Annotated in this window: 21 protein-coding genes; 16 read left to right on the top strand and 5 right to left on the bottom strand. The window is 33.3% G+C overall.

The window, feature by feature from the left end; genetic code table 11:
* Window positions 1-13 precede the first annotated feature (13 nt).
* From B5X47_RS07000 to B5X47_RS06980, 5 genes are all read left to right on the top strand, one after another.
* Window positions 14-1,768 (top strand): ABC transporter ATP-binding protein, encoded by a 1,755-nt coding sequence (locus tag B5X47_RS07000; RefSeq protein WP_079589463.1) that lies wholly within the window; start codon window positions 14-16, stop codon window positions 1,766-1,768.
* Window positions 1,758-3,629 carry an ABC transporter ATP-binding protein gene (locus B5X47_RS06995; protein ID WP_079589462.1) on the top strand — a complete coding sequence of 624 codons (1,872 nt, stop codon included), beginning with the start codon at window positions 1,758-1,760 and terminating at the stop codon, window positions 3,627-3,629. The genes B5X47_RS07000 and B5X47_RS06995 overlap by 11 nt, the downstream gene beginning before the upstream one ends.
* 28 nt (window positions 3,630-3,657) lie before the next feature.
* Window positions 3,658-4,932 carry a pyridoxal-phosphate dependent enzyme gene (locus B5X47_RS06990; RefSeq protein ID WP_079589461.1) on the top strand — a complete coding sequence of 425 codons (1,275 nt, stop codon included), beginning with the start codon at window positions 3,658-3,660 and terminating at the stop codon, window positions 4,930-4,932.
* 12 nt (window positions 4,933-4,944) lie between these two features.
* The gene (locus tag B5X47_RS06985; protein ID WP_079589460.1) at window positions 4,945-5,424 is read left to right on the top strand and encodes a DNA-deoxyinosine glycosylase; all 480 of its coding nucleotides are present in this window, start codon (window positions 4,945-4,947) and stop codon (window positions 5,422-5,424) included.
* A 112-nt stretch (window positions 5,425-5,536) separates the two neighbouring features.
* Window positions 5,537-6,493, top strand: a complete 957-nt coding sequence (locus B5X47_RS06980; protein WP_079589459.1) for a papain-like cysteine protease family protein — start codon at window positions 5,537-5,539, stop codon at window positions 6,491-6,493.
* Between the two features lie 180 nt (window positions 6,494-6,673).
* On the opposite strand, the gene B5X47_RS06975 is transcribed toward B5X47_RS06980, so the two are convergent.
* Window positions 6,674-7,198: a hypothetical protein gene (locus B5X47_RS06975; protein ID WP_079589458.1), complete on the bottom strand. Its 525-nt coding sequence runs from the start codon at window positions 7,196-7,198 to the stop codon at window positions 6,674-6,676.
* 165 nt (window positions 7,199-7,363) lie between these two features.
* Between B5X47_RS06975 and B5X47_RS06970 the strand changes: the two genes are divergently transcribed.
* Together B5X47_RS06970 and B5X47_RS06965 are read left to right on the top strand one after the other, a co-directional pair.
* Entirely contained in the window at window positions 7,364-7,774 is a 411-nt protein-coding gene (locus B5X47_RS06970) for a hypothetical protein (RefSeq protein WP_079589457.1), read from the top strand.
* Between the two features lie 12 nt (window positions 7,775-7,786).
* Window positions 7,787-9,733 (top strand): GGDEF domain-containing protein, encoded by a 1,947-nt coding sequence (locus B5X47_RS06965; RefSeq protein WP_079589456.1) that lies wholly within the window; start codon window positions 7,787-7,789, stop codon window positions 9,731-9,733.
* 147 nt (window positions 9,734-9,880) lie between these two features.
* On the opposite strand, the gene B5X47_RS06960 is transcribed toward B5X47_RS06965, so the two are convergent.
* The 3 genes from B5X47_RS06960 to B5X47_RS06950 form a co-directional block, all read right to left on the bottom strand.
* Window positions 9,881-10,063, bottom strand: a complete 183-nt coding sequence (locus B5X47_RS06960) for a DUF1858 domain-containing protein (RefSeq protein ID WP_143215784.1) — start codon at window positions 10,061-10,063, stop codon at window positions 9,881-9,883.
* A gap of 73 nt (window positions 10,064-10,136) precedes the next feature.
* Window positions 10,137-10,778 carry a hypothetical protein gene (locus B5X47_RS06955; RefSeq protein WP_079589454.1) on the bottom strand — a complete coding sequence of 214 codons (642 nt, stop codon included), beginning with the start codon at window positions 10,776-10,778 and terminating at the stop codon, window positions 10,137-10,139.
* Window positions 10,771-11,463: a nitrite/sulfite reductase domain-containing protein gene (locus tag B5X47_RS06950; protein ID WP_079589453.1), complete on the bottom strand. Its 693-nt coding sequence runs from the start codon at window positions 11,461-11,463 to the stop codon at window positions 10,771-10,773. The genes B5X47_RS06955 and B5X47_RS06950 overlap by 8 nt, the downstream gene beginning before the upstream one ends.
* 291 nt (window positions 11,464-11,754) lie before the next feature.
* Between B5X47_RS06950 and B5X47_RS06945 the strand changes: the two genes are divergently transcribed.
* From B5X47_RS06945 to B5X47_RS06920, 8 genes are all read left to right on the top strand, one after another.
* A complete protein-coding gene (locus tag B5X47_RS06945) occupies window positions 11,755-12,867 on the top strand; it encodes an aspartate-alanine antiporter-like transporter (protein WP_079589452.1) in 1,113 nt (370 codons plus the stop codon).
* Between the two features lie 110 nt (window positions 12,868-12,977).
* Window positions 12,978-14,789, top strand: coding sequence for an aminopeptidase P family protein (locus tag B5X47_RS06940; protein ID WP_079589451.1), 1,812 nt, complete (start codon window positions 12,978-12,980; stop codon window positions 14,787-14,789).
* A 30-nt stretch (window positions 14,790-14,819) separates the two neighbouring features.
* On the top strand, window positions 14,820-15,977 hold the full coding sequence (locus tag B5X47_RS06935) for an amidohydrolase (RefSeq protein WP_079589450.1): 1,158 nt from the start codon (window positions 14,820-14,822) through the stop codon (window positions 15,975-15,977).
* Window positions 15,978-15,999: 22 nt separating this feature from the next.
* A complete protein-coding gene (locus B5X47_RS06930) occupies window positions 16,000-16,872 on the top strand; it encodes a DegV family protein (RefSeq protein ID WP_079589449.1) in 873 nt (290 codons plus the stop codon).
* A 410-nt stretch (window positions 16,873-17,282) separates the two neighbouring features.
* Window positions 17,283-19,340, top strand: a complete 2,058-nt coding sequence (locus B5X47_RS06925) for a beta-propeller domain-containing protein (RefSeq protein ID WP_079589448.1) — start codon at window positions 17,283-17,285, stop codon at window positions 19,338-19,340.
* Window positions 19,341-19,665: 325 nt separating this feature from the next.
* A complete protein-coding gene (locus B5X47_RS14040; protein WP_278278419.1) occupies window positions 19,666-19,800 on the top strand; it encodes a hypothetical protein in 135 nt (44 codons plus the stop codon).
* A 58-nt stretch (window positions 19,801-19,858) separates the two neighbouring features.
* Window positions 19,859-20,050, top strand: a complete 192-nt coding sequence (locus tag B5X47_RS14130; protein WP_242951019.1) for a hypothetical protein — start codon at window positions 19,859-19,861, stop codon at window positions 20,048-20,050.
* Between the two features lie 134 nt (window positions 20,051-20,184).
* Window positions 20,185-20,631 (top strand): Hsp20/alpha crystallin family protein, encoded by a 447-nt coding sequence (locus B5X47_RS06920; protein ID WP_079589447.1) that lies wholly within the window; start codon window positions 20,185-20,187, stop codon window positions 20,629-20,631.
* A 236-nt stretch (window positions 20,632-20,867) separates the two neighbouring features.
* Here B5X47_RS06920 and B5X47_RS06915 read toward each other — a convergent pair whose 3' ends face one another.
* Window positions 20,868-21,164: a YciI family protein gene (locus B5X47_RS06915; RefSeq protein WP_013361039.1), complete on the bottom strand. Its 297-nt coding sequence runs from the start codon at window positions 21,162-21,164 to the stop codon at window positions 20,868-20,870.
* 181 nt (window positions 21,165-21,345) lie between these two features.
* Here B5X47_RS06915 and scfA point away from each other — a divergent pair, with 181 nt between their 5' ends.
* A complete protein-coding gene (gene scfA / locus B5X47_RS06910) occupies window positions 21,346-21,495 on the top strand; it encodes a six-cysteine ranthipeptide SCIFF (RefSeq protein WP_013361040.1) in 150 nt (49 codons plus the stop codon).
* Window positions 21,496-21,507 lie beyond the last annotated feature (12 nt).

Genomic DNA, 21,507 nt, shown 5'->3' with positions numbered 1-21,507 from the left:
GGAAGACTTAAGTATGATAAAGAAATTAGCTAGATATATACAGGGCTATAAAAAAGACAGTATTTTAACTCCTATTTTCGTAATGCTAGAAGTAATAATGGAGGTACTTATACCTTTTTTGATGGCAGATTTGATAGACAAAGGTATTGATGGTGGAAATATTCCGCTTATTATTAAGCTAGGGTTAGCACTTCTAATAGGCGCACTTATATCTCTATTCTTTGGAGCATTAGCAGGAAAAACAGCAGCTACAGCTTCAGCAGGCTTTGCAAAGAATTTAAGAAAAGGCATGTTTTATAATATTCAGGACTTTTCATTTTCAAATGTAGATAAGTTTTCTAATTCAAGCCTTATTACTAGGCTTACTACTGACGTTACAAATGTTCAGATGTCATATCAGATGATAATTAGAAATGCTGCTAGAAGTCCGCTTATGCTTATATTTGCACTTACAGCGGCTTTTGGAATAAGCTCTAAATTATCTTTGATTTTCTTGACAATGATTCCAGGTTTAGGAATTGGCTTATATTTGATAATAAAAAATGCCTTTCCTATTTTTGAAAGAGTATTTAAATCCTATGATAATTTAAACAGGATAGTTCAGGAAAATCTTTCAGGGATAAGAGTAGTGAAGTCCTTTATAAGAGAAGAGCATGAGATAGATAAATTTTCAAAGACCTCGGAAGAAATAAGCAAAGACTTTATAAAAGCAGAAAAGTTATTGGCATTTAATATGCCATTGATGCAGTTTTCTGTGTATTCATGTATGCTCTTGCTATCGTGGTTTGGTGCTAGAGCTGTAGTAGCTAGTGGAAACAATCCAGCGCTTGGACTTAGTACAGGACAGCTTATGAGCCTTATAACCTATACTATGCAGATACTAATGAGCTTGATGATGCTTTCAATGGTGCTAGTTATGATAACAATATCGAAGGCTTCAGCAAGAAGAATAGTTGAGGTTCTAGATGAACAAACAGATATAAAAAATCCAAGCTCTCCTATTTATGAGGTAGAAAATGGAGATATAGAGTTTGAAAATGTAAACTTCAAGTATTCAGATAGTGCAGACAAGCTTTGTCTTGAGAATATTAATATCAAAATAAAATCAGGAGAAACTATAGGAATCATAGGAGGTACTGGCTCATCTAAGACTACTTTAGTCCAGCTTATCCCTAGACTCTACGATGTAAGCAGTGGAGCTGTTAAGGTTGCAGGTATAGATGTTAGAAATTATGATATTAAGTCTCTTAGAAAATCTGTATCTATGGTACTTCAAAAAAATGTACTTTTTTCTGGAACTATAAAGGAAAACTTAAAATGGGGAAATCCAGATGCTACAGATGAAGAAATAAAAGAGGCATGCTCTATAGCTCAAGCAGATGGCTTTATTGAGAATTTTCCTGATAAATATGAAACCTATATAGAGCAAGGTGGAACCAATGTATCTGGTGGACAAAAGCAAAGACTTTGCATAGCAAGAGCCTTGCTTTCAAATCCTAAAGTGCTTATTCTAGATGACTCAACAAGTGCAGTAGACACAAAGACTGATTCTCATATCAGAAAAGAGCTATTAAGCAGTATGCCAAATACAACTAAAATCATCATAGGACAAAGAATATCTTCTATTTCGGAAGCAGATAAAATACTAGTGATGGATGATGGAAAAATAGTTGACTATGGAACTCACGAGGAGCTCATTATAAGCAGTAGTATTTATAGAGAAGTGTATGAGTCACAATCAAAGGGGGTGCTAGGTAGTGAAGCGTAATACTATAAAAAGATTACTATCATATATGAAGCATTATAAATTTTCACTTTCAGTAGTATTTATCTGCATCATTCTTAGCTCACTTATTGGTGCTGTTTCTTCACTTTTTATTCAAGTACTGATAGATGATTATATCTATCCCCTGCTAGTAGAAGCTGTGCCAAACTTTTCTGGCTTGTTTAGAATTCTGATGATTATGGCTAGTATTTATGGAGTTGGTGTGCTTGCTAACTTGATATACAACAGGACTATGGTAAAGATAGCTCAAGGAGTTTTGAAGAAAATAAGAGATGAGTTGTTTTCTCATATGCAGAGTCTTCCGATTTCGTACTTTGATACTCATGCTCATGGAGATATAATGAGCCATTATACTAATGACATAGATACTCTAAGACAGATGTTAACACAAAGTATTCCTCATGCTTTTTCATCTTTGATAACTATAGCAGCAGTTTTCGGAGCAATGATGTATTTAAGCATAGGGCTTTCGCTGTTTGTACTTGCTTTCGTATTTATAATACTGAAGCTAGTGAAGAAAATAGCGAAAAGCAGTGGCAAGTATTTCATGAAGCAACAGCAGTCGATAGGAAGCATCAACGGATATATTGAAGAAATGATTAAAGGACAAAAAGTAGTTAAGGTATTTTGTCACGAAGATAAGATTAAGCAAGATTTTGATATAAAAAATGAAGAATTATGCGAGAATTCAACCTCTGCTCACAAGTATGCGAATATTTTGATGCCTATTATGAATAATCTTGGATATATTTTATATGTACTAATTGCACTTGTAGGAGGCACAATGGCAGTGCTAGGATTTAGTAATTTAAGCCTTACAGGATTAAAGCCACTGACTCTTGGTATGATTGCATCGTTTTTACAGCTTTCTAGAAGCTTTATCAATCCTATAGCTCAGATATCACAGCAGATGAATTCAGTGGTAATGGCATTAGCAGGAGCAAAAAGAGTTTTTGATTTAATGGATGAAGAAAGCGAAGTAGACGATGGCTATGTGACGCTTATAAATGTAAAAGAGGGTGAAGCTGAGCTAATAGAAACATCTGATAGGACTCAGAGATGGGCATGGAAACATCCTCATAGCGATGGAAGTATCACTTACACAGAGCTAAAGGGAGAAGTTCATTTTTACGATGTAGATTTTGGGTATACACAAGATAAGATGGTACTTCACGATATAACTATGTATGCAAAGCAAGGCCAAAAGCTTGCACTCGTAGGAGCTACAGGAGCAGGAAAGACAACTATTACAAATCTCATTAACAGATTTTATGATATTGCTGATGGAAAGATACGCTATGACGGAATTAATATCAACAAAATCAAAAAGGCTGACTTAAGAAGATCACTTGGAATAGTGCTTCAAGATGTAAATTTATTTACAGGAAGCGTTATGGAAAACATAAGATATGGAAGGCTAGATGCTACTGATGAGGAATGCATCAAGGCAGCAAAGCTTGCAAATGCAGACAGCTTCATAAGAATGCTTCCAAATGGTTACGATACTGTGCTTTCAGGAGATGGAAATGATTTATCCCAAGGACAAAGGCAGCTTATATCTATTGCAAGAGCAGCAGTTGCAAATCCACCAGTTATGATACTAGATGAAGCAACCTCTTCTATAGACACACGTACAGAATCTATAGTTCAGCAAGGGATGGATTCTCTGATGCATGGAAGGACAGTATTTGTTATTGCTCATAGGCTTTCAACTATCCAAAATTCAAAAGTGATTATGGTTATGGAAGATGGTAGAATAATAGAAAGAGGCTCCCATGAAGAACTGATTAATCAAGCAGGTAAATATTATCAGCTTTATACAGGAGCATATGAGTTAGAATAAAAAAATTAGAAAGAGAAAGGATGATTTGATGCATTTAAGCGGACAGACACCGTTATTTAGAGCTAAGAATTTAGAAAAGTATTTGGGGATAGAAAGTATTTATCTTAAACTAGAAGGAGCCAATCCAACAGGGCATAAGAATGACAGAATAGCAGAGGCACTTTGCAAGTATGCTAAAACCAAGGGTTATGAAAAATTGTTAATACACGGCTCAGAGAGATACTACAAATCTATAATATATTTTGCTGACTACTTAGAACTAGAGTGTTATGGCCAGGTTATAAAATCAGATTTAAATATCAGTAAGAAAAAGCAATTCCAAAATATAAACTGGGTTGACATAAAAATCAAAAAAAATGAAGATGAGGTAACTCAGATTGAAAATTATGCTAAGGAAAATGGAATGTTTTTACTTAGCGAGTGGGAGAAAAAACCATTTATCAGAAGCCTTGCTATCCAAAGCATAATGGAGGAGATATCTCAAAAATTAAAAAGCCCTACATCTGTCTGGTCTCAGGCAAAAGGTGGATACACTATCATGAGTCTATATCATCAGATAATGAGAAGCTGGATAGATGAAGATATCGATACAATGCCAGAGCTTCACTGTGGGGTGAGCAAGCTTGTAGTTGATAAAATGTCAGATACGCCTCAAAATCAGCCTAAATTTAAAGAAATATTAGAAGGCATGCAAAGTATAATGGCAAATACTGAGACTATAATTCACAGTATCGAAGAAGAAAAACTTACTGAAGCTGTTAAGCTAATCAAAAAATTAGAAAACGTTACAATATCAAAGAATGAAGCCTATTCATTAGCAGCCTTTTTAGCTAGTGAGCATAAAGAAGGTACACATGTAATCCTATTAAATGATGGAAGAAGCGACATAGAAATAAAAGAAATATCAAAGCTACCAGATATTGATATGGAGGAGATAGTAAAATGCACTAGAGAACTGCTTCAGCCCTATCATGATAGCTACGAAGAAACCATTGATGCAGTAAAAAAAGCTGTAAAATTAGGCTATATATTTACTGCAAAAAGAAATAATAAGATTGAGGGAATATGTATAATAGTGCATATGGGATTTGAAGATTTTATCCCGACTTATCACCTTGCTTATATTGGAGTAAAAAGCGGTAATGCTGGCAGAGGGGTTGCTACCTCTCTCATAAATGCAGCTGTAGATAAAACTGGCGGGAAAATGTCTCTTCATGTAGATATACCAAACAAAAGAGCAAAAAAACTATATGAAAAAATGGGATTTGTTCATTGCTACGATAGAATGCTATATAAGGGCTAAAAGGTGAAATAAATGAGAGCAAGTCACGAATTTCCTCCTGTATTTGATGAAAACTCAGAAATTTTGATTTTAGGAAGTTTTCCATCTGTTAAATCAAGACAAGAAAGCTTTTTTTACGCAAATCCTCAAAATAGATTTTGGAAGCTGATGGCACAGTTGCTAAATGAATCTACTCCAAAGGATACTAAGGATAAAATTGTCATGCTAAAAAAACACAAAATTGCTCTATGGGATGTTATTGAATCCTGTGATATTGTTGGTTCAAGTGATAGCTCAATTTCAAATGTAGTTCCAGTAGATATATCACAGATACTTAGTAGGGCAAACATTATAAAGGTATATGCCAATGGTGGAAAGGCTTTTGAGCTTTATAATAAATATCTTTATCCTAAAACACAGCTAGAAATAACTAAGCTTCCTTCAACTAGCCCAGCAAATGCTGGATATTCCTTCGATAAGCTTTTATCAGAGTGGAAGAAAATCTTAGAATAATAAAATAGAATACAGTATAATTTTGCAAGACTAATTATTTTATTGTAATTTGATTTGGGTTTGATATAATTAAAAAAGTTACTAAATTTTAAATTAGGGAGGAGAGGTTTTGATGAAAAAACAGATTTTTGCTTTTGCGCTGACTGCTCTAGTAGTTGGGGGAAGTATTGTACCTTCATTTGCAGATGACAATACTATAAAGGATGCAATTCAAAGCAAGCCAGAAATGATTAAAGGATTGGATTACAACGAATATGCAGGGGCTGATGCTTATAATAATGCAGGAGATAATTTGAATTCTAAGTTTTATAAAGCTCCTGATTTTTATAACATGGTATCTGATGACCAGATTACTATAATACCAAAATTTAAAACAATGCAACAAACTACAGAATGGTCTTGTGGAAACGTGACAGCTCTTATGGTATTAGAGAATTTAGGAATAAAAGGGTTTACTGAAATGCAATTAGCAGAGATGATGGGTTCTTCTGTTGATAAGGACGTAGAGGGAGCTAAGCCTGGCTCAGCAAATAACTTTTTTGAGTATGGAACGAATGTAAAGCAGTTATATGACTTTTTCAGTACTCAAAAGGATTTAAAGGTTTTAGAAACAAGCTACATAGCTAATCCTAAGGCTGAAGATTTGACATCTGAAAATGATGGTTTAAGTACAGCTGATTTTGGGAACATAAAACCTACATTTTCAAGCTCTAGTCTTTATGCATCTGAAAACAGCGATACTACTGAGGCTTGGGTTGAAGATGCAAAGGATTCATATTTTGTAAAATGGCTGACAGGCCATTTAAAAGAAGGACGTCCTATCATGGTTGAGTGGGGAGACTGGGATGGACATTGGCAAGCAATAATAGGCTATGACAACAATGGAACACCTAGTATAGGGGATGATGTTTTAGTTTTTGCAGATCCTTATGATACATCTGACCACTGGCAAGATGGATATTATTTCTATCCACTAGAGAGATGGTTTTATATGTGGCAAGATAGAAAGGTAGCACCAAAGCCTTACCAGCTTCAGCCATATATAGTAGTAGATACAGTTGAAAATTAGTTAATATTTAAAATAAAAAACTTCTAGATAATATAAAATGAAACCTAGTCTAAGGACATTTTAATAATCTAGAAGTTTTTTGATATATAAAGTTATTGAAATAAATGAGCAGTATAGATTTATTTAGCAGTATAGATTTATTTAATGGAAAAAGTTCTTTTGTAATGTAGTTAGTTAATTTTAGTATCTTGAGTCTTTACTCACTCTATTGACAACAGTTTTAGCAAGGTTGTTGCCAAGTATACCAAATATTAGTCCTAAAATAGAATTTAGAGCTATCATAGAATTTGGTATTTCTAAAAATACTCCTCCTATTAAATATTTTGAAACAAGAATTGCAATCAGACCAGTATAGCCAGAGAAAAATGCACTGCTCCAAAATATTCTTTTGCTCTCAGATTTTAAATAAAATGAACTGATATAGGCTAAGAAGGTTGTAATTAAGATTGCCAAGCCCATATACATATTGATAACACTCATAACTAATCCAAAAACAGTCCCTATTTTAGGTAGAATATATTTCCCTTTGAGCTTGTGCTGGACTACATAAAATATAGTAGAAACAAAAGGTGCTACAAAGATATATTTTAGTCCTGGCAGAGGAAATACAGCTGCAATCATATAAATAGCCATACCACCTCCTATAATTATAGCAATGCTTAGTCCGATAATTGTGATTTCGTTGTTTTTTGTTTGATTATTCATAGTATCATCCTTAGTTTGATTTTATATTTTTAGAATCTACGATATATTATAATATTAAATATTGCTTTTATCCTAATAAAATTTATATTTTTTCACATATTTTAGTGGATAAATTTATAGTTAATAGCTATAATTAATTAAATTTAATTGAGGGATGTGAAGTATATGAAAAAAGTATACAAATCTCTAGTTGTTATAGTCATTGCGATTTTAATAATAGTTGGACTTAAAGTTAATTATGAAAGCAGTAAGATTGATGCTCAGATTATAGATTCAGTAAGAACCCTTATGAACTCACAGCAGCCAGATATAGAGGTTTTATCTACTTCTGATGCAGATAAATTAACAGAGTTCAAGGAAACTATTACTGCTCAGGGATATACTGATATAGAAATATCTGGATATATGCCAGATGACGAGAATAATGTATATATACTTGGAAAAGCTAAAAATAAGGACGAAAAAATTGGAAATGGAATTTTTTATATTACTGTTAGACTGACAGAAAATCAAAATATAGAAAGTCTTATTATATCTAGTATAGTGAAAATTAGGGAAGATAAGGAAAACTTCTAGAGGGAGTTGTCTATGAAAAGATTTAAAGACCAGTTTAGAGATAATATTTTAGTTATAATGACTGTATTTATAATGCTTATAATTGTTCTTACTATAAAAACCTTTGACTATATGATTACGAATCAGCAGGATGATGATATACAGCAGCTGTCAGGATTTATAATGAACTCTATAGAAAATTCAGTAAGCGCAGAGGATTTAATTCAAAATTATTTAGTTGAAATTTTAGAAAATGTCACTTATCAGGTTGAAGAAGACCTAAGTGGTGTTGAGCTATCTACAATAGACGTTAATTTTTTAGAAGAGATAAAGTCTAGATACAAATTATCAGAGGTAGCGCTTTTTAGAAAATTAGAAGACGATATTATAATTGAAACATCTACAGCAGAGCATGAGATAGGGCTTTCTACTAAAGATTGGGGTTTTTGGTATGATGCATTTTCTCAGCTTTTGGACGACAAAGAGGTAACTGTAGGAAAAGGCATATCTAAGGGTAGGTTCTGGGCAGGGCCGAGGTCTCTTGCTTATGGTCAAGATGGGTACTATATCTTTACTTATTATAAGCTTGAAAATCAGCCATATCTGCTTAATTTATACGTAGATGATATGAATGCTTTTGGCCTAGTGAAGAAAAACGATCCGAATGCTTTACTAAAAAATATTTTAGATGAAAGTGAGTTTATCCATGAAATAGCTGTTATAAATGTCGAGGCATGGAATGATAGATTTACTGAAGAAAAAAGAGCTCATTTGCAGGATTTTACTGTAGAATATGGAGCTTATTCAGCTTTTACTGCTCATGATACCTATTATCTGAATAAGATAAATTCAATGGGGCTAAATTCGAGTATTAAAAAATCAGTCACTATTGAAGGCAAGGAATATACTAAGATTTATAAAAAACTAAGAAACGACCAAGCAATAATTTTTTTAATAGACGATTCAGACAAGGAATATCTAAAAAGAAGAATGATTTGGATTATCTTAGGCGGACTTCTGCTTATATGCATAACAGGATTTTTTATGGTTTTTTCCTATACTAAAAGCTATAGTGAGCTTCTTAAGCTAGAGAGAAAACGGCTAAAAATTGCCAATGAATATAGACACACTGTACAGATACTTCCGAGTATAATTTTAAGACTGGTAAAAAATAGAGACAATATAATTGTAAAGCACTGTGAAGGAAAAGCTTTATCAGAGCTAGGGATAGATGCTTCCTCTGCCCATGACAAGCTTCTTGAAGAGGTTCTTCCAAAGGATTATTACAAGCTGGCAGTAGAAGGGATATCACAGGCATGCAAAAATAGGGAGTATATCTTTGAACATAGCTTTAATAAAAAAGTATATGAAAATAAAGTTCAGCTTATAGCAGATATTTCTGACGAGCATATTCAAGAGATAATTATTTTTGCTAATGACATTACAAGAATTAGAGAATCAGAAGATAAAGCTAAATATCTTGCTTATCACGATAATTTGACTGACTTGCCAAACAGACTTTGCCTCAAGGAGAGAGTTGAGGCTTTGATTAAAGAAATGGATAGACATTTTATTATGTGCTTTATCGATTTAGATGGATTTAAAGAAATCAATGACACTGCTGGTCATGATGTAGGAGACAAATTGCTCAAAGCAATGGCGGATAGGATAAGCGGATTAGCAGAGAATGATGATTTTGCAGCTAGAATAGGTGGAGATGAATTTGCTTTTATATTTATGGACATAGATTCAGATAACCAAATAAAAGAAAAAGTAAATAATCTATCCAAAATTATAGCAGCTCCATTTACAATTGATGGGCAGTCCTACAGCCTTACTTCAAGCATAGGGGTAAGCAGATTTCCAAAGGACGCTCTATCTTATAATGAGCTGATTAAAAAATCTGACTTAGCCATGTACGAAATCAAAGATAACGGCAAGGATGGGTTCAAGATATTTACATCGGAAGAAATGGTTTAATTAAAATAATAAATTCTATTTTAAGTAATAATAAAAAACCTAGAGTAGACCATGCTTATTTAAGCTGGATACTCTAGGCTTTTTTTATACAACAATTCTAGGGGGGGGGATTATCAATATTTATTGCTCTAATGGGTGAGACTTTTCTTATGCATTAAGTTCAGCTAAAAGCTTTTCTAAATTTAGTCCGTGGATATCAGCTGCCATTGATAGAGGCTCGCTTTGTGCTGACGGGCATCCCAAGCATCCCATACCATTTGCCATTAATATCTCTGCTGCCTTAGGGTTGTCTTTAATAATATCTGCTATAATCATTTCTTTAGTTATCATTTTACATTCCTCCATTATTAATATATGTTTTAATTTAATATGTTATCAAAGTTATTTGTATACACTTGTTTACTTAACGGTTGATTTGATAGTAAGTTACACCAGATTCTACTACTCTGCCATATTTCAAATTGCCAAGAGTTTCGAAGAAAGCTCTATTAAAAGCATCTCTCATTTGGTGATGGTCTTTAGCATCTCCACTTACTTGCTCCCAGTATGCTTTGTGAAGGCATCTATCACTTTTCCACTCTAGCATATCTTGTTCGTTTAAAGTAATCGCTCCAGCTTGATCACAAGGCATTCCTTCTAAAATTTGATTGTGAAGTAGCTTGTGAGCAGAATCAAGATTACCATCCCACATTTCATTTTCATTAAGCTGAATTGCTATAGTATTTGCATAGTTTTCGTATACTGAGCTAGCAATTTCAACTACTTTATCGCCATGAAGAGCTTTTAACTCAGTTATTTTTCCGGCAAATCTAGTTTCAGCCATTTGAATTCTTTTTTGAAGCCATCCATGAATGTTTTGAGTGTCGATAGCTCCCTCTAACTGCTCGTCTGGATTAGCAGGACCATATTCCTCGTCCCAGTGCTTAATACTACCAAGGTCAATACCTGATTCTAATAATCTTGCTTCAACTGATGTCTCTATTCTTTCCTGTAATAAAATTTTTGAATGTAACCAGTGATGTATCGGTCCTAAAAATCTACTCATTTTGTCCTCCAATTTTCTTTTTCTCATATATTTTTTTTACATCTTCGATAAATTTGTCTAATCCTACTCTGTCTATTGTATTACCTAGCTTTTCACCCATAGGTGCAATCTCGCAGTAGTAATCATATACAGCTTCAACCATCATATATGCTTCATCAGCAGTTAGATTCTCTGCGATTTTATCAGAAAGTCTAGGGTGATAACCTGCGCTTCCTCCAGCTATAACAATGAACCCTTCTTCATTAGCAAGAACTCCGATGTCTTTTGCATGAACACTAGTACAAGCATTAAGACATCCAACTACGCCAATCTTTGTTCTGTTTGGAGCAGGGGCGCCATAAAATCTTCTTTCTAATCTTAGGCCTAAGGCTAAAGAATTTTGACGACTTCTTTTGCAAATTTCTCCTGGACAAATTTCTACATTTTTAACTGAATATTGACTTTTTACTGCTGGCTCAAGTCCTAAATCCTCATATGCTTTTGCAACATCTTCTTCTTTCAATCCTATTAGCATTATTCTTTGACCAGAGGTTAGCTTGATAGAGCATTTGTATTTTCTTGCAACTTCAGCAAATTTTTCTAAATTTGTTGCACTTACAAAACCGCCAGGAATACGGGGAGTAATACTATAAAGTCTTTTTCCATTTTTTATTTTTTGTAAATTTCCATATGCTACTTGTGGCATCGTAGTTCCTCCTTTAAATTACATTCATTTTCAGATTTATAAATATTATATCTGAAATTAGGTACAATTATTTTTTATGATTGATGCCCTAAATCTTATGTTCTAATCATACCCGATTATTTCACTAGGGTATGTAACATATGTTACAAAAAAATAAAAAAACTATATCTTTTTGGTATAGTTTTAAAACTAATAAAATTATTCTATTAATTATTAATATGTTCAAAAGTTTTCCAATATGAATTAAACTATATATTAGTAGACCAATATGAAATGAAAAGGGCTGATTAGATGAATTTATTTTTTTCACCTATATTTTTGATTATTTTCTGCATGATGATGGGCTCGTTTCTTGGGAATATCAGCTTTAGAAAATTTAAGCTAGGAAGCTCAATGTCTTTATTTATAGGACTTTTTATTAGCTTTTTTATAAATAAAAATAATCTAAGTGAAATTAATATTCCAAATGAGCTATTCAATGTTGTATTGATTGGATTTATAGCCTCCGTTGGCCTTAAGGCTTCAAAAAACATTAGAACTATAATTTCTAGTCATGGAATAAAGTTTATTATACTTTCATTTTTTATTACGGCTGTAGGTGCAAGCTGTACTTTTTTATTTATTAAGCTATACCCTGATTTAGCATTTTCGATTATAGGCGCCTATGAAGGTGGGCTGACTAGTTCACCAGGTCTTGCAACAGCTCTTGAGATAAGCCAAAGCAAGCTTGCAGATGCATCTATAGGGCTAGGATATTCAATTGCCTATGTACCTGGAATACTAGTTGTGATGTTTTATTCATCTTGGATTGGAAAACGAAATTCCAGTGCTTTAAAAAGTAAATCAAAGCCAATAGATTCTACTATAAAATATCCTTTTCACATTTGGAAATTTTTATTTGTAGTAGTAACTGGACTTGTAATTGGAAATTTTAAAATTAAAATTTCAAGCTTTATGGTTTTTTCTTTAGGTATAACTGGAGGGGTGCTAATTAGTGCGCTTTTTTTAGGAAGCTATTTCAAATCACTTCAATTTGAGAATACAGCTCTAGATGTTATTAGGGATATCTCTTTAAATGGATTTTTGGCTATTGTTGGTCTGGATTATGGATATACAGCTATTAACGCAGTCATGGATTCAGGGGTGGTTTTATTGATCATAGGCTTGGCTATAGCTAGCATAAGTGTAATAGCAGGGCATATTATGGGCTATTACATTTTGAAAATAGAACCTGTTTACTTAGTTGGGGGTATTTGTGGAGGAATGACAAGTACACCAGGATTAGCCTGCGCAGTAGAAGCCTTTGAATCTGAAGATGTGACTCTAGGCTACGGAGCTGCTTACCCCTTTGCTCTTGTTGGTATGATACTTTGGACGAATATTCTTATTTCGCTTAGCTCATAAGAGCAAAGTTTATGTAAATATTTTTTGAAATAAATAAAAAAAATTATATAAATTTATTTGAATCTTACAAAAAAATGATATAGTAATATTTAAAGAGGAGGCTAGATAACATGTGTCAAGAAATTAAAATGAGAATTCAAAAGCTAAGAGAATTAATGAAAGAAAGAGGAATAGATGCATATATTATTCCTTCTGCTGACAATCACCAAAGTGAGTATGTTGGAGAATATTTCAAAGCTCGTGAATATATGACAGGGTTTACTGGTTCTGCTGGAACAGCTATTGTCATGATGGATGAGGCTGGACTTTGGACTGACGGAAGATATTTTCTTCAAGCAGAAAATCAATTAAAAGATACTGGGATTGAGCTATATAGAATAGGAAATCCTGGAGTGCCAAGCATAGAAAAATTCCTAATAGATAAGATGCCTGAATCAGGTGTTTTGGGCTTTGATGGAAGACTTATTGCTATGAAGGAAGGCAGCAATTTTGAGCAAAAGCTAGCTGGAAAAAAAGTTAGTATCAAGTATGATGAAGATTTAGTGGATTTAATTTGGGAAAATAGACCAGAGATTTCTAAAGAAAAAGTATTTTATTTAGAAGAAAAGTATTCAGGGGAGAGTACTACTTCAAAGCTTAAAAGAGTAAGAGAATACATGAATGCGACTTCTTCAAATTACCATATACTTACTAGCCTAGATGATATAGCGTGGTTATTTAACATAAGAGGAAATGACGTAAAGTATTCACCTTTTATTCTGAGCTACGCAATAATTGGTCTAGAGGATTCAAAATTATTTATTGATGAAAGCAAGTTAAGCGACGAAATTAAATCTATATTAGCTCATGATAAAATAGAATTAAGACCATACAATGAGATTTACGAGGCAGTAAAGGAATTTAAGGATTCAGATACGATATTATTAGATCCAAATGGAATGAACTACGCTTTATATAAAAATCTTTCTCCAGTTTCAACTAAAGCAGAAGCAACCAATCCAACTGTTTTATTTAAAGCTATGAAAAATAAAACAGAGCTTGATAATATGAGAAATGCTCAAATCAAAGACGGGGTTGCGCTTACAAAATTAATGTACTGGATAAAAAACAATTACAAGAATGAAGAAATAACAGAGCTTAGCGCTTCAGATAAGCTAGAAGAATTTAGAAAACAGCAAGATGGGTATCTATGGCAGAGCTTTGCACCAATATGTGCATTCAAAGACCATGCAGCCATGATGCACTACTCAGCAACAGAGGAAAGTAATGTAAGATTAGTGGATGGCCATTTGTTCTTGATTGATACAGGTGGAAACTACTACGAAGGCTCTACAGATATTACTAGAACTATGGCTCTTGGAGAAGTATCCTCTGAGATTAAGACTCATTTTACAGCTGTAGTAAGAGGTATGATTAATTTATCTAGAGCAAAGTTTTTATACGGATGCAGAGGCTACAACTTAGATATTTTAGCTAGACAGCCTATTTGGGATCTGGACTTAGATTATAAGTGTGGAACTGGTCATGGAATAGGATATCTGCTAAGTATTCATGAGGGACCTTGTGGCTTTAGATGGTATGTAGCACCACATATAGACGACTCTAATGTTTTAGAGGAAGGTATGGTTATTACAAATGAGCCTGGTATCTATATAGATGGGTCTCATGGTATTAGAATTGAAAATGAGCTAGTGATAAGAAAAGGAACTCAAAATATTCAAGGTCAGTTTATGTATATGGAAGCGATTACATTTGTTCCTATAGATTTAGATGCAATAGATGTTAAGCTTATGAATAGAGAAGAAAGAGAATATCTAAACAACTATCACAAAATGGTGTATGAGAAGATTTCTCCTTTCCTTACAGAAGAGGAAAAAATCTGGCTGAAGGAATACACAAGAGAAATTAATCCGCATCATTAGACTATAGAGAGTTTTAAGGGGGAGACAGAGTTGCTATTAATTAAAAATGCAAAGATATATACAATGAATTTAGATGTAATTGAAAAGGGAGACATCTTAATTGAAAATGGAAAGATTAAAGAAATCAAAGCAGATATTTCTTCTTGTGAGTCCTGCGAGATAATAGATGCTTCAGGCAAAATGGTATTTCCAGGCTTCATAGATGCTCACTGCCATATAGGAATGTGGGAAGAAGGCATAGGCTTTGAAGGTGATGACGGCAATGAAATGACCGACCCAATTACTCCACAGCTTAGAGCAATAGATGCTATTAATCCTATGGATGAAGCTTTTGAAAATGCTATCAAGGGTGGAGTGACAACAGCTGCTACAGGTCCAGGAAGTGCAAACGTAATAGGAGGAACCTTTACTGTACTTAAGCTTCATGGAAAGAGAGTAGACGATATGGTTATGGTTGAAAATCTAGCTATGAAGTGCGCTTTTGGAGAAAATCCAAAGAGAGTATATGCTGAGAAAAAGGCTATGCCTACTACTAGAATGGGAACTGCTGCAAAGCTAAGAGAAACTTTAGCCATGGCGGATGAATATAATCAGAAGAAAGAAGCGGCAAAAGAAGACTCATCAAAGATGCCTGGATATGATATGAAGCTTGAGGCTATGATACCTGTAATTAAAGGCGAAATACCTCTAAAAGCACATGCTCATAGAGCAGACGATATTTTTACATCGATTAGGATAGCTAAAGAATTCAACGTAAAATTAACCTTAGAGCATTGTACAGAAGGACATTTAATTGCAGATGACCTTGCTAAAGAAGGCTATCCAGCTATTGTGGGGCCTACTTTTGGAAACAAATCAAAGTTTGAGCTTCACAATAAAAGCTTTGATACACCAAAAACATTAGTTGAAGCTGGGGTAAAGATTGCAATAATGACGGATAGTCCAGTAATTCCTCTAGAGCATCTTCCTATGTGCAGTGCTCTGGCATACAAGGCTGGTCTTGATGAGATGGAAGCATTAAAAGCAATAACAATTAATCCTGCTGAGATTCTAGGTATAAATGACAGGGTTGGAAGCATAGAAGTAGGCAAAGATGCAGATTTAGTAATTTGGGATAAGCATCCATTTGATTTACAAGCCAATGTCGAGTATACTATCATAGATGGAAAGATAGCATATAAAAAATAGATAATTGAAGTTGGGTGCAAACATGAGAGATTATATAATAGTTACTGATGCAACATCAGATATTCCTAATGAAATGGCCAATGAGCTTAATGTTAAAGTTGTTCCAATGTCATTTTCTCTAGGAGAAAAAAATTATAATCATTATCCTGATTATAGAGAATTAGACATAAAAACATTCTATGACAAGCAAAGAGCTGGACAAACGTCACTTACAACCCAAATTAATGTGGCTGTATACTTAGATTTTTTTGAAGAAATAATAAAATCGGATAAGGAAGTATTATATATTTCATTTTCATCTGCTCTTAGCAGTACCTACCAGTCATCGGTACTAGCTGCAAAAGAATTAAATGAAAAATATCCAGATTTTAAAATTATCACAATTGATTCTAAAGCGGCAACACTAGGAGAAACTCTTTTAGTTAAGCTGGCAGCTCAAAAAAAATCAGAAGGAATGAATATTGAAGATTTGTCAAAATGGGTGGATGATAACCATTTAAAGGTTTGTCACTACTTTACAGTGGATGACTTAAACCATCTAAAAAGAGGCGGAAGAATGACTGCCATGACAGCTTTTATTGGAACGGCTCTAGACATTAAACCGATTCTTCATGTAAATGATGAAGGAAAACTGATTCCCCTTGATAAAGTAAGAGGAAGAAAAAAAGCTCTTAAAGTTTTATTTAACTACTTAGCTGAGCTTTCCGAAAATTTGGAGGAACAGACGATTTTTATTGGGCATGGTGATTGCATAGAGGATGCTAGATATCTAGAATCTCTTATAAAAGAAGCCTATAAAGTTAAAGAGGTAATAATTCATCCTATTGGACCTATTATAGGTTCTCATACAGGACCAGGAGCTATAACGTTGTTTTTCTTAGGAAAGCATAGATAGTTTCTTAATTGAGAAATTTAAAAAAATTTGGAACATAAAATTTAGAACCTAATAATATCTAATTATGTGGATTTATACGGTTCATACAAAATTAAATGCACTTGAATCAACAGTATTTATATTGTCTTTTCGGACCAATATAACAGCTGCTTGATTTCAAGTGCATTTTTAGTGTAAATAGAGCAAGATTTTTTTAGACACATTGGAAATTTGTATGGTTCTATGGATAGGATTCTTACTCTTAAATATCAGTTTGATTACAGTTTTGCTATAATGTTTACAGTGTGGTAACAACTAGAGATATTTTTGGAAAATAGTGATATAAATATAAATAAGAGATAAAAAGATACTATATTTATTTCTTAAATAAAAATTTTCCTAATAGAAATGGTGAAAAAGGGGGAAGAAAAGTGAAAAAGCTAGTGAGTCTTGCTTTAGCCGCAGCTATGACATTTATGCTGACTTCGGTTAATCCTGTACCGAATTTCGCACAAGACCGTATAAATCTCGATAAACCACTTTTGATGCAATTTAACGATAAACTCAATAAGGATACAGTTTATAAAGACATAAGATTTTTAGATGAAAAAGGCAATGAAATTCCAGTATTAATCAACTTGAAAAGTGACAAAGAAGCTATAGTGATTCCTCTTTACGACATGAAGGATATAAAGGTGAGTCTAGATTCTAAATATAAGCAGTATAAAGCATCAGCTTACGAAGGAGAAACTGTTGTAGGTGACGCGAGCAATCTTAAGAGACTTTCAGAAATGAGTCAAAGACAAAACATGGTAATGTATGACATGATGCCAGCAGCAAAAGAAGAATCAGTCATGTCTATGGATATGGGAAATGGAGCAGGTGAAGGTGATTCCTATTCTTCTACTAATGTCCAAGTCGAAGGAGTAGATGAAGCTGATATAGTTAAAACTGACGGAGAATATATCTATTATCTTAAGGACAATCAAGTTGTAATTATCAAAGCTGATAAAAACAATATGAAAAAAATGGCTACGATAGGATATCTTGAGTCAGCACTTTATCCATCTGATATCTATATAGATGAAAACTTGCTGATGGTAGTTGGAAATGCCTATAATGCAAAAGGAAGCTTTACAAAAGCAGTTATTTACGATGTAACAGATAAATCAAAGCCAGTAGTAAAAAGAGTTTTAGAGCAAGAAGGCTACTATGTATCTTCAAGAAAAAATGGAGATAATCTGCATATCATAAGCAGTCATTATGTGTATGATTATGGTGAAGGAAATCTTGTTCCAAAGGTAAAGGATTCAGCTGTATCAAGTGAGTATAAAGAAGTACAGCCATCCAAAATAATGATTTATCCTGGCTATCCTTCACAATCAATTATTGTGATTTCCAGTGCAGATATAAAGAAAAATGAGCCGAGCAAGATAGCTTCTTTTATGGGAAATGCAGATAATATCTATATGTCTAAAAATAGCTTGTATCTGACATACCAAGAAAGCCCATATTATATCATGCCTATGGTAGAGCCTAAAATAGCTCCAGATGTTAGTAGACCAATGATATGGCCTCCAATTCCAAGAGAAACTCAAACTACAATCAAGAAATTTGCTATTAACAACACATTAATAACTTACAGCGCTCAAAATAAAATTCAAGGGTATGTGCTAAACCAATTTTCAATGGACGAGCATAACGATTACTTCAGAATAGCATACACCAGTGATTTTAGTATGGAAAATAAAGGCTCTTCTATAGCAGTGTTTGATAAGAATATGAACAAAGCTGGAAGTATAGATAATATAGCTCCAGGTGAGAGAATATACTCTGCAAGATTTATGGGAGATAGAGCATATATGGTTACTTTTAGAAATGTAGATCCATTCTTTGTTATGGATTTAAAAGACCCTAAGAATCCTAAAATGCTAGGCTATCTTAAAATACCTGGCTACAGCGATTATCTTCATCCATACGATGAAAATCACATTATAGGATTTGGAAAGGACACAGTTGAAATCAAAGGCAATCCTTATCAGCTAGGAATGAAAATATCTTTATTTGATGTAACAGATGTAAATAATCCAGTAGAAAAAGATATAGAAAAAATAGGAGACAGAGGTACAGAATCTGAGCTTCTTCACAACCATAAAGCCCTAATGTACGATAAATCAAGAGGCTTAATGGGATTCCCTATATCTGTAGCAAAAGTTAAGCCAGATCAAAAACAAGATCAGTGGGGATTTCCTCAGTATGGAGAGCAGGTATTCCAAGGAGCTTATATCTATAATGTTTCTGCTGATAAAGGAATAGATTTAAAAGGAAGCATAACTCATATTGAAGAGTACAATCCATATATGTATTCTTACGAGGACAATATCCAAAGAATAATTTATATAGGAGATACTATTTACACTCTATCAAATAGCAAAGTAGTAGCTACTAACTTAAATACTATGAAAAAAATATCTGAGCTTGATTTATAAACATGCTGAATATGAAGAACGATATATTGTAACAGTATTTAGGAAAATGATATTTTACAATTAAATAGTTGGGATAAAAGAGTTTGGAAATCAGTATATTACTGAAATTTCAAGCTCTTTTTGTATAATTACTATAAATCAAATAAAAAATTAAGGAAAAAATAATTTCTCATACAATATCCATAAATATTATACTAACACCACTTGTTTTCTAATAGGACAGTGGCAAGATAGTGGCAGAAGTGAAAGAAACTGACATAAAGGGTGGTATTATGAGTTTGTGTGAAAGCGAAAGCGTTGAATTAAATGAAGCCTACACTCCAAGTTGTTTGAAAAGCAAAAGGAAATTACTCGTAATGATGTTGAAGAAGCACTTGGGGTGGGAACGACACATGCGGTAAATCTGATCAATGAGATGCAAGCCAAAGATTTGATAAAAAAGTGGGTAGAGGAAGATTGACGAGATGTGTGGCGAAATGAAAAAAAGTATGAACAGACAACCAGTTATGAAATAAAGGTTGAGAATTATACAACCTTTATTCAAAAGATTTCAGAGTGAGGATTTGCTAGTATTTACAGAGTATAAGTATCGCAAGGATGTAGTAGGAGATGAATATAAGTTCTGTATGAACGAAGATTGCGATGTGGTTTATTATAATTTGGGTAATGAAACTTCATTCTTGAAAGGCCAAATTAATGTACCTATTTAAAAAAAAATTAAAAAAAGTAGAGAAAAAATATTGACAAGGAAAAAGAAATGGTGTATAAAATAATTGAAGTTAGCACTCGACGTTAGATAGTGCTAACAATTAAAAAATTTTAATAATGTAAAGGAGTGATTATCATGGCAGGATTAATTCCATTCAACAGAAAACAAAATGATTTGATGAACATTGGTTTTGATGATTTTTCCAACATGCTTGATGACTTTTTTACAGGCAGTTGGCCAATCCAAAGAAGTTTAGCTGGAGACAAATTTAAAATTGACATTCAAGACAACGATACAGAATATACAATTGAAGCTGAACTTCCAGGTGTAAAGAAAGAAGATGTAGAAATCACATTAAATGATGGAAGACTCAATATTTCTGTAAAAAAAGAAGAAGTTTCAGAGAACAAAAGCAAAAAATATATCCATCGTGAGAGAAAATATGCTCAAATGTCACGAAGTATTTTGTTAGCAGATGCAGATGATGAAGGCATTAAAGCAAAATTAGAAGAAGGTGTATTGACTATTCAAGTACCTAAAAAACAACACGAAGATACTTCAAAACGTATTATGATTGAGTAACGAATAAAAACACACTGATATAAATTATCAGTGTGTTTTTATTCGTTGAAAATCAATACATCATATTTTAAGAATGAAACTCAACGGGATAAGCTTGTTGAAAACTCAAAGAGTAAGGATTCTAATGTTGATATGTTCACAAAAATGACGGTCATTCTTTAATATAGAAGTGCACTAGTGAAGACTTGAGATAAGTCTTCACTAGATTTTAGAATAAAAAAAGAAAAGCTGAAAATTTATTTAACAAATGCAGCCGCAACCTTGCATTCGACTATTTCTACTCTTTGCCACACGTTATTTATTATGTAAGGCTCTACTTTTAGCCAAGCATCTAACTGCTCTCTTGAAGCAAATTCTACAACCATCATTGAGCCTTTCATATTTCCGCTTTCATCTAGAAGTGCAGCAGCATATAAATCATGACCCTTTTCTATCATTTCATCTACCATGTTAAGATGGGCTTCTCTAGCATTCATTCTGCGTTCTAGTGCTTTATCATCATTTCCATCATATCCAGTTACTATAAATTGCATATTTTACCCTCCCGTAAGTACTGTTTTAATATTATTATACCTCAACTTATTTGATAGGGATATAGTATGAAAATTTCGAACTTGAGCATGAAAAGTTAAACTGATGAAAAAATTTAGCGAAATATAATAATATATGTTATAATATTTAGGCTAATACATAACAATCTATGGAGGTAGAGCCATGAAAAAGCATATAAAGACGCTTTCAAAAGATACACTTAAGAAGAGCGCAGCTAAAGGCGGATGTGGCGAGTGCCAAACTTCATGCCAATCTGCATGTAAAACTTCATGTACGGTAGCTAACCAAGAGTGCGAAAGAGAAGGCAGATAGTAAGTGTAAGTT

This window comes from Acetoanaerobium noterae (genome assembly GCF_900168025.1).
Taxonomy (GTDB): domain Bacteria; phylum Bacillota; class Clostridia; order Peptostreptococcales; family Filifactoraceae; genus Acetoanaerobium; species Acetoanaerobium noterae.
This window is presented reverse-complemented; position numbering and strand designations above follow the sequence as displayed.